Here is a 15,369-nt window from a genome sequence, read left to right on the forward strand (position 1 = left end):
CTCTAGCCCCCAGTGATCATTTTGCCCGCGCGGCTACAACCAACAAACAGGGCTCCCCATGGGGAGCCCTGTTGCCATGTCGCCGTGACGCCGTGACGCCGTGACGCCATCAGGCGTGGATGCTGGCCAGCTCGTGGCGTTTCAACGCCAGCAGGGTGATGAGCAGCGCGGCGGTGGCGATCAGCGCCATGCCGATATAGGTGGCGCTGAAACCGGGTGCCAGCTCGGCCGGGCTCAAGCTGGCCAGGTTGTGGCTGCTGCCCGCCGGCAGAGCGGAGTGAAACAGCACGGAGCAGATGGCCACCCCGACCGCCCCCCCCAGCTCGCGACCGAAGTTGAACAGCGACATGCCGATGCCGCGATCTTCCCGTGGCAGGGCGTTTTGCACCACCACCGACAGCGCCGGCAGCACCAGCCCCAGCCCCAATCCGGCAAACCCCAGTCCCAGCCTGGCCCAGACGTCGAAGTGGATTTGCCAGAGCGCCAGCGCCGACAGGGCGAAGCCCACCACCACGAAGCGCCGGTAGTAACCGGTGCGGCCGATCAGCTTGCCGCCGACGAAGGCCCCCGCCGTGATGCAAACCATGAAGATCACCATGTAGAGGCCACTCTCGCTGGCCCCCATTCCCTTCTGCCACTGCATCTGCAGCGGCAGATAGACCAGCACGGCGAACATCAGCAACTGTGAGACCAGCGCCAGCAGCACGCTCACCAGATAACCGGGCAGCCGGGCCAAATGGGCCGGCAGTATGGGATCGTGGGCGCGCCGCTCCACCAGAATGAGCAGCAGCAGGGCCAGCGCCAGTCCCGCCGCCAGCCAGATGGCGGGCAGGGCCGTCTCCGGCGAGAGCAACAGCAGGCTCAGGGTGGTGACGGTGATCAGCAGCGCCGCTCCCTTCCAGTCGAAGCGACTGTGGCGGCGCACATTGAGGTGGCCCAGGTTGCGGTTCACCAGCCAGAGCGCGAGCGCCCCGAGCGGCAGGTTGATCCAGAAGATCCAGCGCCAGCTGAGCTGCTCGGTAAAGTAGCCGCCGAGCAGGGGCCCGGCGATGCTGGAGACCGCATAGACCGCCGAGATGTAGCCCTGATACTTGCCCACCTCCCGCGGCGGTATGCTGTCGGCGATGACGGTGAAGGCGAGCGCGATCAGGCCGCCCCCCCCAAGCCTTGCAGCACGCGGGCAGCCAGCAGGGTCGGCAGATCCTGAGCCAGGCCGCAGGCCACGGAGCCGGCCAGAAACAGGCCGATGCCGATGTTGAGCATGCGCACCCGGCCGAACATGTCGCTCAGCTTGCCGTAGATGGGCAGGGCGGCGGTGGCCGCCAGCAGGTAGGCGGTGACCACCCAGGTGAGGGCGGCGCCGGCGTTCAGCTCGGCCCCGATGATGGGCAAGGGGGTGGTGACTATGCTCTTTTCCAGTGAACCCAGGGCGATCACCAGGGCCACGCTCGAGAAGATGGTTTTTGGGGACATATGACGGGCTCGCTCATTTGAAAATGCCGGGATCTGCAACGCAGAACTTATTATTGTCTCATAAATCATCAGCCGATGGCCAAAACCGCCCCTGAGCGGCAAGCATGACCCCGGTCGCGGCATTGCCTCCTGCATTCTGGTAGGCTGGCTGTTCACCCCCCAAGAGGAAGCAGCCCCATGTCCGAGCAGTTCCGGTTTGAGCAATACGATGCCCTGATTTTCGATATGGACGGCACCCTGGTCGACTCCATGCCCCTGCATCTGGATGCCTGGGAGGAGACCAGCGCCGAGTTCGGTCTGCCCTTCGATCGTGCCCAGCTCAATGAATTCGGCGGTATTCCCACCCGCAAGATAGTCGCCATCCTGGCCGAGCAGCATGGGCTGGATATCGATGTGGACGCCTTCACCCGGCGCAAGGTGGCGCTCTATCTGGAGCATATCGACAAGGTCAGCGTGTTTCCCGCCATGTGGGAGCTGGTCAAGCGCTGCCACGGCAAGGTTCCGATGGGCATAGGCACGGGTTCATCGCGCGAGCATGCCCTGCACATCCTGAAAAACACCGGTCTGGATGCCTATATTCCCGTGCTGGTCAGTGCCGATGACATCGACAACCACAAGCCCCATCCCGACACCTTCCTGAAAGTGGCCGAGCTGCTCGGCGCCAACCCCGCCAACTGCCTGGTGTTCGAAGATACCCAGATTGGCCTGCAGGCCGGCCGCGCCGCCGGGATGGAGACGGTGCTGGCACTGGAGGGAGAGCTCTACCTGCGCTAGGCCACACTGCCCCTGCCACCAATGAAAACGCCTCCGCAAAGGAGGCGCTTCTATATCTCGAACCATTGGCTGGATGTTCTCAAGGCCATGTGATGCGGATGATACCTAGGTAATCCCCCCGAAAAACCAGGGTGCTCATAAGTAGAATTTTCCCGTACCTTGAACGCAGGAGGTTCTACATGAAAACATCACGCTTTAGCGATACCCAGATCATCGCCATCCTCAAACAAGCTGAGGCTGGAGCTCCCGTCCCGGAGCTCTGCCGCGAGCATGGCATCAGCACGACCACCTTCTACAAGTGGCGTTCCAAATTCGGGGGGATGGATGCCTCCCTCATGGCTCGACTCAAGGAGCTGGAGGACGAAAACCGCCGCCTCAAGAAGATGTACGCCGAGGAGCGCCTCAAGGCAGAGATCATCACCGAGGCCATGGCAAAAAAGTGGTAACGCCATCTGCCCGCCGGGAGATGGCGACCAAAGCCGTGACTCACTACGCCATATCCATCCGTCTGGCTTGCCGGATCTTCAAGGTCAGTGAAAGCTGCTATCGCTATCAGCCCGTGCTGGTCGATGAAAACCAGGAAATTGCCGATTGGCTGCTACGTATCACGGCCAGCCAGCGCAACTGGGGCTTCGGGTTATGCTTTTTGTACCTGCGCAACGTCCAAGGCTTTGGCTGGAATCACAAACGGGTATACCGGATCTATCGGGCGCTGGAGCTCAATCTGCGGATAAAACCCAGGAAACGGTTGGTTCGGGCTAAGCCAGAGCCGTTGGCGGTTCCCGACCAGCCTAATCAGTGCTGGTCGATGGACTTTATGCATGACCAGCTCAGCGATGGCCGCTCGGTGCGGCTGTTTAATGTGATCGATGACTTCAATCGTGAAGCGCTGTGCATCGAGGTGGATTTCTCCTTACCCGCCTCACGAGTCAAACGGGCGCTGGAGCAGGTGATCACGTGGCGAGGTAAGCCCGCCATTATCCGATGTGACAATGGCCCGGAATACATCAGCGAAGAGCTCAAGCGATGGGCGAAACAGGAGGGGATAACCCTGGGCTATATCCAGCCAGGAAATCCGCAGCAGAATGCCTACATCGAACGGTTTAACCGCACGGTGCGCTACGACTGGCTGGGCCATTACCTGTTTGAGTCACTGAATGAACTACAGGAGTTTGCCACGAACTGGCTGTGGGTTTATAACCATGAGCGGCCCAATATGGCGCTGGGTGGCTACACGCCGAAACAGCGTCTGGCACAGGCCGCATGACCTCTACTTTTGAATGCCCCTAAAAATGGGGGGATTACCCCTAGGCCTGTGCTCATTGTACCAATACAACTTTTATATAGGTCAATCGACATTTTTATTTAGGCTCCGCTTTCGCGATGATATACCATGCATCTGAACTGTCATGTCCAGGTAAGTCTTGCTCCCATCCTTCTGGCAGTATTAGTGGATTAGATAAAACAAACCTATCCAGACTAACTTTATCCATGACATAGTCACGACTAAAAAATAACTTCACACTACTACACGCACTATAAAATGCGTCTAAATCTCTGGGAAATAATGAGTATTTTCATGTTCATAAAACCAGATGACCTCAGAACGTTCCCTTACATTTTCGTCAGCTAGTCGGAAAGCTGCTCTCGTTATGAAAGGTTGACGCTTCATCATTCTATCACGAAATTCTATAATACCTAAACAGCTCTGCAAGCTTACCTTTTGAGTACTCACCTCTCTGACAAAACTGACTTTCAATTACCTCCCTATTCTCGACAAGAGCGTTCGGCACTTCAGTTGTTTGGCTTTTTCTTGCAAGACCAATAATTGTTTGCAATATTTCGCAAGCGGTAGACTCATTATCTTCCCTGATTAAAAAGTCGATAGTTTCATTTATAAAACAAAATGCTTCAGATGGACTCATTTTACCGATGGTATCATCTCTAAACTTTTCAAAAAACCACTCATCCTCTATGGAATCTGAGTTCCAATGCTGAATAGCCTCATTCAGTGCATCACGATAAGACATAATCAATCCCTAATTTCGACACCACCCAAAACATCCTGACATCACATTTAAGAAGAGTTCTAATTTTTCCAAGATCATTATCTATGCTTATGAACATATTAAAAATAAAACTATAAATCAATGCACTTCTGCATACTCTCTTCAAAAATCTCGACTACCCACACAGTCAAGATTTTAGATCTACCCATGTCTGTATAAAAATTTGCACATCAAATACCCACAAAGGCGAAATTCGTCACCATACCTTTCTTATTTATTATATAAGCTTCCTGCTGTCTTCCTTGCCTTCTTTATAACATTACGCAACTAACACCTTCACCAGCTCTGGCTTCCCTATTCCGACGAACCCTGACTTTGGATCATCAAAAGCACCAACCATTTTAAGAACTAGACCATTACTTTCAACAATCTCGTGCAATAACCTTGTATCTATCAATTCACTAGTATTCCACCCTCGGCATATTAACGCATGAATTTCAAATTCTTCTGGCACAGCAATAAGATAGGAACATGATTCCTCCTCCATCAAACTCACCACTGATTCAATTGACAACTCAGATAATTGAGCAGCACCAAATAACTTCAACTTTCTGTCTGATTCTACTAGTTCTTCCAAAAAGTGAGCGGCGTGGCTTATCTCTCCCCCTCATTCCTTTAATCTCTTAAAAAGTTTCTTGTGTCTTATAATCCGTGTATCACTTTGCCAAACTGAGTCACCAACAACACACCACAATTTAAATACAGGTATTTTCTTTACAATAATACTAAAAATAAATCTTAAAACTATAATTCGCGCTTCAAGGCGATTTCGAGAAGGTAGCTGCCATCGAACAGCAGCTACCTTCAAATTAACCATTTGAGAATTTTCACTGAGATTGTACGTTTCGTTTTCTTTTGAAACATCCATCGTGTTTACAACATTAATATTAGTAATCAATGTATTCACCAGCCTCGTCATTCAAGTGGGCCATCTATTGTCATGATCGCCATGGGGCCTGTTCATGACCCCCAGTATTATCACTGATTTTACCGTTCTGATATTTATCCCAGGCCCAATATCTCATGTTGCAACGCACCTTCTTTGCAACCCCCATCGCCTCTATGTATTGCTGGCAACGTTAGCTACACTCGCCGTTTATTCGGTAGCCTTGGTGTTGATGGAGCCAATATGAAGGATCTTGGCTCCTGAATCCAGCCTTGGGAGAGGGAAACTCTGCCTGTATGGATATGAGATTCACTATCAGGGATTACTTGTATTTTTCCACCTATTCCCTTTACAACAGGGTTTTCAGTGAAGTGTGAGAAAGAGTGATTCAGCAAGCTGTATATTAAAATATCAAAGATATGGGCTTGAATAACTACAGGTTAATATCATCAAGAATTCTTTGAAGCTTATCGGGATCAGCAGCATTGCCAAAATAATACTCTTTTCCTCCGTCAGCTTTAAATTCTTCAGGAGTTTTCATTTCATAAAGGACATCATATTTTCCTGACAATAAATCCTCCAACCCATCGGCATCATTCCAAGTTGATACTCTGATGTATGGACCTGAATCATCGTTGATCAATACAACTATTCGCTCACCTGTTTTTGAATCAATCATAGCCTTACCCGTCAACACTCCTAAACCAACCTAGTTCTTCCTGGGTTGGGGCTCTTTTCGTACTAAAACATCTTCATTCCGTTTAGGTCTCGTACGATCTGGTTTGTAGGAATTTACTTCCGTTTCTTTAACGAGTTATTGTCACATCGAACTCAGTGCCATCTTTGTATGTAATCTTAACTCCAGGCTCACCTGGTTGACCACCTAATCGAGTTGTATTTTTGTGGTGCGAGTGGAGATTGTTCCAATTTTGTCTTCCCCCCTTACAACCCCCAGAGCCTCCTCTGCCTTGGTGGTAACTTTAACAGCACTGGCCGTTGATTCGGTAGCCTTGGTGTTGATGGAACCAATATGAAGGATCTTGGCTCCTGAATCCAGCCCTAGGAGAGGGAAGCTCTGCCGATACTACTCAAGGGCAGTGCCTCATACATCACGCTGAATGCTATACAGTCAGGCATCAACCAGATTTTCAACAACACCCAACCAACTCGACTACAGCTCCCAGCAATGGGGAATGGAGACATCTTGCCATTATCACAGTGATCTTTCTTTTCGTGAACTACTTCATTGATAACTATATCTACACAATCATCGCAACTCTTTGCAATGTCATTTAATCGGAGGTTACATATCCAACATCAAACAGACCTAATTCTTTTTTATCCTTTGATTGATACCGAACGGTCGTTTTGTCAACCCATCTAATATCACCAATACGAGCATTAAATATAAATTCATCCGGCTCTTCAGAGAAGAGATGTTCCTTAATAAGTGCTCTACCATCCTTATCTTTTATCACAATGAAGCAATTAAATATTTCTTCATCATGACTTCCCACCAACTCAGCTGACATGTTTTTATTCCGACTCAATTTACTTTTAATGGTATATATATTGACGAAATTTTCTCGAATAACTCTCTCGTACGCTTCATGAAAGGAGCTCTTCGGCCATCCTTCCATATCGCACAATGAAATAAGTGAGCTATATAGTGCATCAAGAAGAAACCTTTTCTTGGCGATTATATTCAACCCCTCAAAATAGTCAAAATCGAACGTCTTATAATACTTAATCACTGAACTACTTGACTCAGTGGTACCAACTCTTTCATCTGGCCCACAAAGTTTTACAACAACCCTATAAATACCATCTGTTTCTATAGGAACAAAGTGGCGCTCAAAATGGGCACAAACACATCTGCTAAACAGCGTGAATTTTCGTGCCAAACCAAGTTCAAGTTTAAATGCCCACAAACTAAATTCTGTCAGTTTCATATTCATACAAACCTATATTGTTTGGCCTTTTTGATCTGGCAGTTCATACCCGGGTTGGCGTATGTCTTCTTCAAAGTGGATTTTTCCTTCCCTGGATATTGCTCCAAATTCAGTTGATGAGCCATCATCTTCAAGTTGAGAATTGACTCCATGGGAAGCACTACTTTCATTAAGTCACTGACCGCTGATGTCTTTCTTTTCACTATCGGTGTCCGTATCCTGAATCAGATAGAGAAACTTATTTTAAGTACTCATAGTCGCATCTCAGTGTACTTCTTTTCAACTCAGCTGGTTTCTCTTCCTTGACTGCAACACTAGTAGCTCCTCCCCAGCAAGCTGATACGAAGGCACCTTGCATAATCACGGTTATTCTTATTTTCCGAACAACGTCATTGACAAGGTATCTGATACCAGTTCGAGTGCTGGCAACATGCTCAGCAGATAATCGGCAAGATAAAATTGTGAGCAATCTTGACATACATAACTTTTCTGCCGGGTTGTAGGCCACCCTTAAAAAAATGCATAAATATCATTCATGATTGATAACTCAAGATAACACTTCCATCACCTGTTCTCGGGTATGGGTGTAGTGACGTTTATTAGCAAACCACATTTTCTTTAGCGTTGGAATATCCAATAAGGAAGTCAGATCTCCATCTTCAATGGTTGTGTCCCCTATAAAGGTGATACTCTCCAATGATTGGCTGTATGCAAGTGGCCTCAAAGATTTAACTTTCCCACAGTCAATTAATACAATCTCTTTGAGGTTTTTTAGCTCACTCAGAATAGCTATATCATAAACTCTTTTACAGTTTTCAATTTCTACAATCTCTATCTGCTGACACTTATCTATGCCAGAAAGATCTTCTAACCTGGGACAATAGGCCAAATCTAGAATAGATAACGAGCTAAGTTCTTCTATTCCTGACAATGATTTGATTTTTTTGGAGGTTAGTTGTAGACGTCTTAATAAAGGCATCCTATTAAGCTCTGTCAAGTTTTCTGACGGATAGTTAACAATATTTAGCAGATTCAATTCATCACAAGAGAAAATCGTCTTCGCTTTAGGCCTCCACAACGCCTTAAATACTTTTAATTTTTTTAGCTTGGAAAAGTCTGGGGCCTTCGTAAACTCACACTGTAACCCTAAATATTCAAGATTACTGATAGACTCTAATGGAGTGATATCCTTGACACCCCAAGAATAAATTTCAACACCAGAAAGACACGTCAAATCACTAATAAATGAAATGTCATTTCCACTCCAGCCAGCGGATTGACTTAAACGGAGTACTGAAATGTTTTCTTTATCGATTATTGATTTAAAACTATCCGACCAAGGAGCTGTCAACACAAGGCAACGTCCCATTCCATTTTCAACCTCATCGATGAAATATTTTTCATTATTTACCAAGGAATTAGTTCCTGTTTATGCCAATGAGGGAAATGTTGTTTGATACGTTTTAGAGAAATGGGCAAGCATACTACTCATGGTTCTTAATTCGATGTTCCTTCGCCTACTCTTCATCTATCCTCCAAGTAAAAATCTGTAACATGAACATATTGATTACAGCCTGGCTAACTTTTACACTCATCTTAATAGCCACAGGAAACAAATTCTTATCGAAATATCAATTGACTCTAATCAATCATAATAGCCATTTTCAAAGACAATAATACTTTCAGTAGATGATGACGTATTGTCATCTGCATCAGGAGCGTATGCACCTATACCCAACACATGGGATGTTAGCGATTCAGACTCTACTTCTAGGCCTTTGTCTTTATCTGAAAGATACTTTATCAAATCCTTGAAATGAATTTTTAGCAAGTCCATTTCTTCAAACTCTGGAACCGCTGGTTCAGTAAACTCTATCGCCTCCAAAACTCCGGAGGAGTTGTAATATGCGAACACGCCTAAATTCTCAAAGTAATCACATGGAAACACTGAATCCTCCGTTCTTTTAAAAGAATTAAACACTCCCCCTAATAATAATCTCACTTGTTCAGGAGTCATGCCAAACTTGATTTTTCCTGCCCCCATAAAGGGGATGATTAAAAATCTCATAAAATACCCTCAGTTAAAAATCAGTCATAGGCTATAGACACAGTTCAGCATTTAAGTTTGGCATCATCTGTTTAATGGAATATCGTTTTCAATAATGCATACAAAATGCCTCTATTTGTTCCTTTGGGCAAGCGCTTAGCCCGACAGGGCACCACACAACAGCAATAATTTGACCGTATTTAACCCAAAATAAAAACGCCCCAGGCGGGGCGTTGTTTTCATGGCGGCCATTACATGGCGTTGGTGGATTCGAAGATCTTGTCGGCCGAGGCTTCGACGAAGCCCGGGTAGAGCACGCCGTCGGCCTGCGGGTAGCGCAGGGCGAATTCGTAGAAGCAGCTCGGGATGGTGCGCACGCCGTCGGTGAAGGCCACGTCCGCCTTGTCGGCCATGGTGGACGACTGCTCCAGCATCACCTGCGGATCCCCTTTTACCTCGCCACCCACGCCATTGAGCACGAAGCCCGCGGCCTTGAGGGCGGCATTGACTTGCTGGATGGTGTCAAAGTCCTTCAGGCGGTTGATGTTGACGGTGAAGTGGTTGGCGCGATAACCCCAGGCCGCCATCCAGGCCGCATACTCGCTCTCCGCCAGCAGGGTCTGGTAATCGGCCCAGGAGACCTGCCAGGGGGCACCGGCATAGAGAAAGGCCTGGGTGTCGGTCAGGTGATCGGGCACCTGAGCCGCCAGCTTGTGGATGATGGCCTGGGCCGCGTCGGAGAGCTCTTCCACCTTCAACTCGCTGATGAACACCTTGGGCGCATCCGGGTCTTTATGCTCGAAGTGCTTGGCGTAGAGCTTCTTGGCCTTGAACACGTACTCGCCCTTCTGCTCGTAGCCGAGCGCCAGGAAGTGGGCGGCCAGCTTCTCCAACCCCAGCTTGGGCAGGTTATAGGTGCGAAACGCCACGTGGTCGTTGACGATGGGCTCGCCGCCACCCAGCAGTTGATGAACCTTGTGGGCACTCGGGGTGACTTGAATGTAGTTATCCCACAAATGACCGAACAGGGTGTCGATATCCTTTTGCATCTCTCTTTCCTTTGATTGCGGGTACAGACAAGGGCACCAGTTCAGTGCCCCTTTTATTGTCGTGGTCAGGCGCTGGCTCCAACGCAGAGAGCGCCCGCCTTTGCCTTGCTTAGAACGTCAGGCCGGGAGACAGCTGATCCGGCATGGCGGCCTTGCTGTCTTCGACGGAAGCCACCGGGTACGCACAGTAGTCGGCGGCGTAGTAGGCGCTCGCCCTGTGGTTGCCGGAGGCGCCGATGCCACCGAACGGCGCGGCACTGGAGGCGCCGGTGATGGGCTTGTTCCAGTTGACGATGCCGGCGCGAATGCGTTTGAAGAAGTGGTTCCAGTCCGCCTCGTTGTCACCGAGCAGGCCGGCCGAGAGGCCGAAGCTGGTGGCGTTGCCCTGATCGATGGCGGCATCAAAGTCGTCGTAACGAATGAGCTGCAGCAGCGGGCCGAAGTACTCTTCGTCCGGCAGCGCGCTGACCGCGGTCACGTCTATGATGCCCGGGGAAACGAAGCCGGTGCCCGCGTCCAGGTGCGTGAGGATGAGCAGGCTCTCGCCACCGAGGCGCTGCAGGTTGGCTTGGGCCTCGACCATGCCGAGCGCTGCTCGCTCGCTTATCATGGCGCCCATGAACGGCTGCTCGGCGGCGTCATAGAGGCCGACCTTGATCTGGCCAACCACCTCTACCAGGCGCTTGACCAGGGCATCACCCCGCTCGCCGCGCTCGACAAACAGGCGGCGCGAGCAGGTGCAGCGCTGGCCGGAGGTGATGAAGGCGGACTGCACGATGGCATGGACGGCGCCGTCGATGTCGCTCACGTCTTTCACGATCAGCGGGTTGTTGCCACCCATCTCCAGGGCCAGGATCTTGCCCGGCTGGCCGGCAAACTGCTGGTGCAGGAAGTGGCCGGTACGGGACGAACCGGTGAAGAAGAGACCGTCGATGTCCGGATTGCCGGCCAGCGCCTTGCCGGTGTCGACCTCGCCCTGCACCAGGTTGAGCACGCCCTTGGGCAGCCCCGCCTCCTGCCAGATCTTCAGCATGGCCTCGGCCACCATGGGGGTCAGCTCGGAAGGCTTGAACACCACGGTATTGCCGGCGATCAGCGCCGGCACGATATGGCCGTTGGGCAGGTGGCCCGGGAAGTTGTAGGGGCCAAACACGGCCACGACGCCGTGGGGCTTGTGGCGCACGAACGCCTTGGCGCCCGGCATGGGGTTCTCCACCGTGCCGGTACGCTCGTCATGGGCGCGGATGGAGATGGCGATCTTGCCCTGCATGGCGGCCACTTCGGTGCGGGTCTCCCACAGCGGTTTGCCGGTTTCGCGGGCGATGGTCAGCGCCAGCGCCTCCTTGTGCTCGCCGAGCAGGTCGGCATAGCGGCGCACGATGGCCAGACGATCGCCGAGGGCCAGATCGGACCAATGATAGAAGGCATGGCGGGCGGCCTTGACGGCGGCCTCTACCTGGGCGGCGCTGGCGGCCTCCCCTTGCCAGATCACCTGATTCTTGGCCGGGTCCTTTGACTCGAACGGCTTGCCTGCACCGGCCAGCCACTGACCGTCAATAAACTGAACTAACTGGCTCATCCTTCACTCCCTGTGGTTCGCAGGCAGCCTTGGCTGCCTGTTTCATATGCGGTTTTACTGCTGATATGGCTCAATCGAGATCGACGGCGCGCACCATGTCGCCATCCTGCACCTTGAGTGCGGCCGCCATCTTGGGCGGGATGATGGCTTCGTGCTTGTCCAGATCGACCCGGATATTGCCGTAGCAGGCGCGGTAGTGCTCGTAGCGGGTATTGCAGACCAGATGGGTCTTGCCGCCGATGGGCTCACCCACCAGCACCCGCAGCTTCTGGCTGCGGCGCACGCTGCGAATGTTCTTCACGTCGCACTCGACGGTGGGGCCAGCATCGAAGATGTCGACATAGCCGCGATTCACGAACCCTTCGTCCTGCAGCATCTTGATGGCCGGGCGGGTCTTCTCGTGGGTCTGACCGATGACGGCGCGCGCCTCGTTGCTCAGCAGATTGACATAGATGGGGTACTTGGGCATCAGCTCGGCGATGAAGCGCTTCTTGCCGATGCCGGTGAGATAATCGACGGTGGGAAAATCCATCGAGAAGAAATGCTTTTGCAGCCACTCGTAAAAGGGGCTGTGACCATCGGCATCGGAGACGCCACGCATCTCGGCGAAGACGGTCTCGTCAAACAGCTCGGGGTGTTCGGCCATGAACAGAAAGCGGTGCTTGGAGAGCAGACGGCCGTTGAGCCCCTCGCGGGCGCATTCGCGCAGAAACAGGGTGCAGAGCTCGGAATTGCCGGTGTAGTCGTTGGAGAGGGTGAGGGTTTCCACGACGTTGTAGATGCCGAGCTTGGGGGAAGAGTGCACCACCTTGCCGATGTGATAGTTGTAGAACGGCTGGGACAGGCCCACGGCCGCATCGATGGCGCAGGTACCGACCATTTCGCCGGTCTCCAGATCCTCGGCGACGAAGAAATAGAGGCAGTCACCCTTGCCCGCAGGCTTGTCCGAAAAGGTCTGGGTGGAAGCGTCTATCTTGCGCTGCAGCAGTTCATCGTTGACGGGCAACGAGGTCATGCCGGTGCCGGATTCAATGGCACAGGTCTTGAGACCGGCAAAATCTTTTTGCTCGATGGGACGGATAACCAACATAAATGACAACTCCCTTTCATTGACGACAGGTGGGGTCCCGGCTCCTGCCGGGAGGGCTCCCCACCTCAATTTGGATCAGGCGTTAACCACCTGGGCAACCGCTTTTTCGAACCGTACCAGCCCTTCCTTGATGTCCGCTTCCGGAATAACCAGGGACGGCGCAAAACGCACCACGTTGGTGCCGGCGACCAGCGCCATCAGACCCTGGTCGATGGAGGCCAGCAGGAAGTCGCGCGAGCGGCCCTTGTAGTCGTCGTTAAGCACGGCGCCCAGCAGCAGACCCTTGCCGCGCACTTCACTGAAGCAGTGGTACTTGGCATTGATGGCCTCGATCCCTTCGCGGAACAGCTGTTCGCGCTGCTTGATGCCATTGAGCACTTCCGGGGTGTTGACCACGTCGATCACCGCCTCGGCCACCGCGCAGGCCAGCGGGTTGCCACCGTAGGTGGAGCCGTGAGTGCCCACTTTCAGGTGGGAGGCGATGTCGGTGGTGGTCAGCATGGCACCGATGGGGAAGCCGCCGCCCAGTGCCTTGGCGCTGGTGAGGATATCCGGCGTGACGCCCAGACCCATGTAGGCAAACAGATCGCCGGTACGACCGACGCCGGATTGCACTTCGTCATAGATCAGCAGGGCGTTGTGCTTGTCGCACAGCTCGCGCACTCCTTTGGCAAACTCGTCGGTGGGACGAATGATGCCGCCCTCGCCCTGCAGCGGCTCCATCACCACGGCGCAGGTATTGTCGGAGATGACGGCAGCCAGCTCCGCCAGATCGTTGTAGGCCACGTGGGTGATGTCTGCGGGCTTGGGACCGAAACCATCGGAGTAGGCAGCCTGGCCGCCGACGCTGACGGTAAAGAAGGTACGACCGTGGAAGCCCTGGTGGAAGGCGATGATCTGGGTCTTGTGGGCACCGAACTTCTCGATGGCGTAGCGACGGGCCAGCTTGAGGGCGGCTTCGTTGGCTTCGGCACCGGAGTTGCAGAAATAAACCTTGTCGGCGAAGGTAGCGGCGACCAGCTTCTTGGCCAGGCGCAGGGCAGGCTCGTTGGTCATCACGTTGGAGAGGTGCCACAGCTTCTCGCCCTGGGTTTTCAGGGCCTCGACCAGCTTGGGATGGCAATGGCCCAGGCCATTGACGGCGATCCCGCCGGCGAAATCCACATACTCACGGCCTTCCTGATCCCAGACACGTGACCCTTCACCACGCACCGGGATGATCTTGGCGGGCGCATAGTTGGGAACCATCACTTCATCAAACACTTCACGTGTCACTGCCAACAACTCTGACATATTGCTCTCCTTCGATCTGGCGACAGAATAATCCACCGCCCAAAAGTTAAATCCATGTAAACACATCGGCATTGTCACAGAAAAAAAGCTAAAAGTCTGCAACAAAGCGCGTTACAGGGAACAATGTTCGACTGCCCGTGAGATTTTAGGCAACCGCATTGCATAACGGCTCAGGGGGTGTTGGCAAGAGATAATTTGGACAGGGAGGGAGGTGAATAAAGTGTCAGGGAAAATATTTTTGGCCTCCTTTCAATTCTGGGAGGCCGATCACAACTATTCAGGGATTAGCCAAAAAATTGGCCAGCAACTGATGACCCTGCTCGCTCAGAATGCTCTCCGGATGGAACTGAACACCCTCTATATTCAACTGCTTATGGCGCAGGCCCATGATCTCGTCCTGGCTGCCATCGGCATGTTCGCTCCAGGCGGTGATCTCGAGGCAATCGGGCAAGGTGTCGCGCTCCACGATGAGCGAATGATAACGAGTGACCCGCAGCGGATCGTTGAGCCCCTTGAATACCCCCTCGCCGCGATGGCGAATGAGCGAGGTCTTGCCGTGCATCACCTGACGGGCGCGCACCACACTGGCACCGAAGGCCTGCGCCAGCGACTGGTGACCGAGGCAGACGCCGAGAATGGGGAGCTGGCCGGCAAAACGGGAGATGGCCGCCAACGAAATACCCGCCTCATTGGGGGTGCAGGGACCGGGAGAGATCACCAGATAACGGGGAGAGAGCCGGGCAATGGCGTCCAGCGTCAGCTCGTCATTGCGCTTCACCACTACCTCCTGTCCCAGGGCGCCAAAATATTGCACCAGATTCCAGGTAAAGGAGTCGTAGTTATCGATCAACAACAGCATGGGTCAACCAGGGCAGAGAATTAACGATCCAGATAGCGACCCTGTTCCATTTCACGCTCGCGCTGGCACTCGGCCAGGTAGATGGCGGCGGCGATGGCAGGGGTTTTGTGGTGCTTGTCGATGGCATTGGAGACCATCAGTTGCAGGGTATTGAGGTTTTTGGCCTTGCGAAACTTGCGCAGCCAGTGACCCTTGTCACCCAACTCTTCAATCGTGGTATTTGATTCGACAGACATGCTAACTCTTGGGGCAGACGCCCGCGTTTGAAATTGGAAGATGAAATAACGAATAGCAGGTC

The 15,369-nt window shown here is 52.4% G+C and carries 15 protein-coding genes and 1 pseudogene; 2 read left to right on the forward strand and 14 right to left on the reverse strand.

All coding sequences use genetic code 11. The features are described from left to right. Nucleotides 1-109 precede the first annotated feature (109 nt). Nucleotides 110-1,473: pseudogene (locus E5E97_RS21565) on the reverse strand (MDR family MFS transporter). A gap of 177 nt (nt 1,474-1,650) precedes the next feature. On the opposite strand from E5E97_RS21565, the gene E5E97_RS21570 reads away from it, so the two are divergent. Then, nucleotides 1,651-2,247 carry an HAD family phosphatase gene (locus tag E5E97_RS21570; RefSeq protein ID WP_171281055.1) on the forward strand — a complete coding sequence of 199 codons (597 nt, stop codon included), beginning with the start codon at nt 1,651-1,653 and terminating at the stop codon, nt 2,245-2,247. A gap of 179 nt (nt 2,248-2,426) precedes the next feature. After that, nucleotides 2,427-3,514 (forward strand): IS3-like element ISKpn10 family transposase gene (locus E5E97_RS21575; RefSeq protein WP_099368947.1). Its coding sequence is split into 2 segments (ribosomal slippage): nt 2,427-2,679 and nt 2,679-3,514, totalling 1,089 coding nucleotides; the frame shifts between segments, so codons are not numbered across the junction. A 412-nt stretch (nt 3,515-3,926) separates the two neighbouring features. Here the strand turns inward: E5E97_RS21575 and E5E97_RS21580 are convergent. The 13 genes from E5E97_RS21580 to E5E97_RS21640 form a co-directional block, all read right to left on the reverse strand. Beyond that, a complete protein-coding gene (locus E5E97_RS21580; protein WP_171281056.1) occupies nt 3,927-4,277 on the reverse strand; it encodes a hypothetical protein in 351 nt (116 codons plus the stop codon). Between the two features lie 298 nt (nt 4,278-4,575). Next, a complete protein-coding gene (locus E5E97_RS21585; protein ID WP_171281057.1) occupies nt 4,576-4,863 on the reverse strand; it encodes a hypothetical protein in 288 nt (95 codons plus the stop codon). A 60-nt stretch (nt 4,864-4,923) separates the two neighbouring features. After that, nucleotides 4,924-5,223, reverse strand: a complete 300-nt coding sequence (locus tag E5E97_RS21590) for a hypothetical protein (protein WP_171281058.1) — start codon at nt 5,221-5,223, stop codon at nt 4,924-4,926. A 412-nt stretch (nt 5,224-5,635) separates the two neighbouring features. Beyond that, on the reverse strand, nt 5,636-5,881 hold the full coding sequence (locus tag E5E97_RS21595; protein WP_139737944.1) for a hypothetical protein: 246 nt from the start codon (nt 5,879-5,881) through the stop codon (nt 5,636-5,638). 613 nt (nt 5,882-6,494) lie between these two features. After that, nucleotides 6,495-7,154, reverse strand: a complete 660-nt coding sequence (locus E5E97_RS21600) for a hypothetical protein (RefSeq protein ID WP_171281059.1) — start codon at nt 7,152-7,154, stop codon at nt 6,495-6,497. Between the two features lie 547 nt (nt 7,155-7,701). Beyond that, nucleotides 7,702-8,568, reverse strand: a complete 867-nt coding sequence (locus E5E97_RS21605; protein WP_171281060.1) for a hypothetical protein — start codon at nt 8,566-8,568, stop codon at nt 7,702-7,704. 231 nt (nt 8,569-8,799) lie between these two features. Further along, the gene (locus tag E5E97_RS21610; protein WP_171281061.1) at nt 8,800-9,222 is read right to left on the reverse strand and encodes an ABC transporter ATP-binding protein; all 423 of its coding nucleotides are present in this window, start codon (nt 9,220-9,222) and stop codon (nt 8,800-8,802) included. 230 nt (nt 9,223-9,452) lie between these two features. Next, on the reverse strand, nt 9,453-10,250 hold the full coding sequence (locus tag E5E97_RS21615) for a DUF1338 domain-containing protein (RefSeq protein WP_011706954.1): 798 nt from the start codon (nt 10,248-10,250) through the stop codon (nt 9,453-9,455). 109 nt (nt 10,251-10,359) lie between these two features. Next, complete coding sequence (gene astD, locus E5E97_RS21620; RefSeq protein ID WP_171281062.1) at nt 10,360-11,829, reverse strand: succinylglutamate-semialdehyde dehydrogenase; 1,470 nt, start codon at nt 11,827-11,829, stop codon at nt 10,360-10,362. Nucleotides 11,830-11,899: 70 nt separating this feature from the next. Continuing rightward, nucleotides 11,900-12,919 (reverse strand): arginine N-succinyltransferase, encoded by a 1,020-nt coding sequence (gene astA, locus E5E97_RS21625; protein WP_011706956.1) that lies wholly within the window; start codon nt 12,917-12,919, stop codon nt 11,900-11,902. 75 nt (nt 12,920-12,994) lie between these two features. Beyond that, the gene (locus E5E97_RS21630) at nt 12,995-14,212 is read right to left on the reverse strand and encodes an aspartate aminotransferase family protein (protein WP_011706957.1); all 1,218 of its coding nucleotides are present in this window, start codon (nt 14,210-14,212) and stop codon (nt 12,995-12,997) included. Between the two features lie 277 nt (nt 14,213-14,489). Further along, complete coding sequence (locus E5E97_RS21635) at nt 14,490-15,071, reverse strand: aminodeoxychorismate synthase component II (RefSeq protein WP_171281063.1); 582 nt, start codon at nt 15,069-15,071, stop codon at nt 14,490-14,492. Nucleotides 15,072-15,091: 20 nt separating this feature from the next. After that, nucleotides 15,092-15,307: a hypothetical protein gene (locus tag E5E97_RS21640; RefSeq protein ID WP_011706959.1), complete on the reverse strand. Its 216-nt coding sequence runs from the start codon at nt 15,305-15,307 to the stop codon at nt 15,092-15,094. Between the last annotated feature and the right edge of the window lie 62 nt (nt 15,308-15,369).

This window comes from Aeromonas sp. 2692-1, from assembly GCF_013085505.1.
Classification (GTDB): Bacteria; Pseudomonadota; Gammaproteobacteria; order Enterobacterales; family Aeromonadaceae; genus Aeromonas; species Aeromonas hydrophila.

Excerpts from the sequence above, each read along its gene's own strand:
- E5E97_RS21570 (WP_171281055.1), top strand. The coding sequence starts at position 1,651 with ATGTCCGAGCAGTTCCGGTTTGAGCAATACGATGCCCTGATTTTCGAT.
- E5E97_RS21580 (WP_171281056.1), bottom strand. The coding sequence starts at position 4,277 with ATGTCTTATCGTGATGCACTGAATGAGGCTATTCAGCATTGGAACTCA.
- E5E97_RS21595 (WP_139737944.1), bottom strand. The coding sequence starts at position 5,881 with ATGATTGATTCAAAAACAGGTGAGCGAATAGTTGTATTGATCAACGAT.
- E5E97_RS21600 (WP_171281059.1), bottom strand. The coding sequence starts at position 7,154 with ATGAAACTGACAGAATTTAGTTTGTGGGCATTTAAACTTGAACTTGGT.
- E5E97_RS21610 (WP_171281061.1), bottom strand. The coding sequence starts at position 9,222 with ATGAGATTTTTAATCATCCCCTTTATGGGGGCAGGAAAAATCAAGTTT.
- E5E97_RS21615 (WP_011706954.1), bottom strand. The coding sequence starts at position 10,250 with ATGCAAAAGGATATCGACACCCTGTTCGGTCATTTGTGGGATAACTAC.
- astD (WP_171281062.1), bottom strand. The coding sequence starts at position 11,829 with ATGAGCCAGTTAGTTCAGTTTATTGACGGTCAGTGGCTGGCCGGTGCA.
- astA (WP_011706956.1), bottom strand. The coding sequence starts at position 12,919 with ATGTTGGTTATCCGTCCCATCGAGCAAAAAGATTTTGCCGGTCTCAAG.
- E5E97_RS21630 (WP_011706957.1), bottom strand. The coding sequence starts at position 14,212 with ATGTCAGAGTTGTTGGCAGTGACACGTGAAGTGTTTGATGAAGTGATG.
- E5E97_RS21635 (WP_171281063.1), bottom strand. The coding sequence starts at position 15,071 with ATGCTGTTGTTGATCGATAACTACGACTCCTTTACCTGGAATCTGGTG.
- E5E97_RS21640 (WP_011706959.1), bottom strand. The coding sequence starts at position 15,307 with ATGTCTGTCGAATCAAATACCACGATTGAAGAGTTGGGTGACAAGGGT.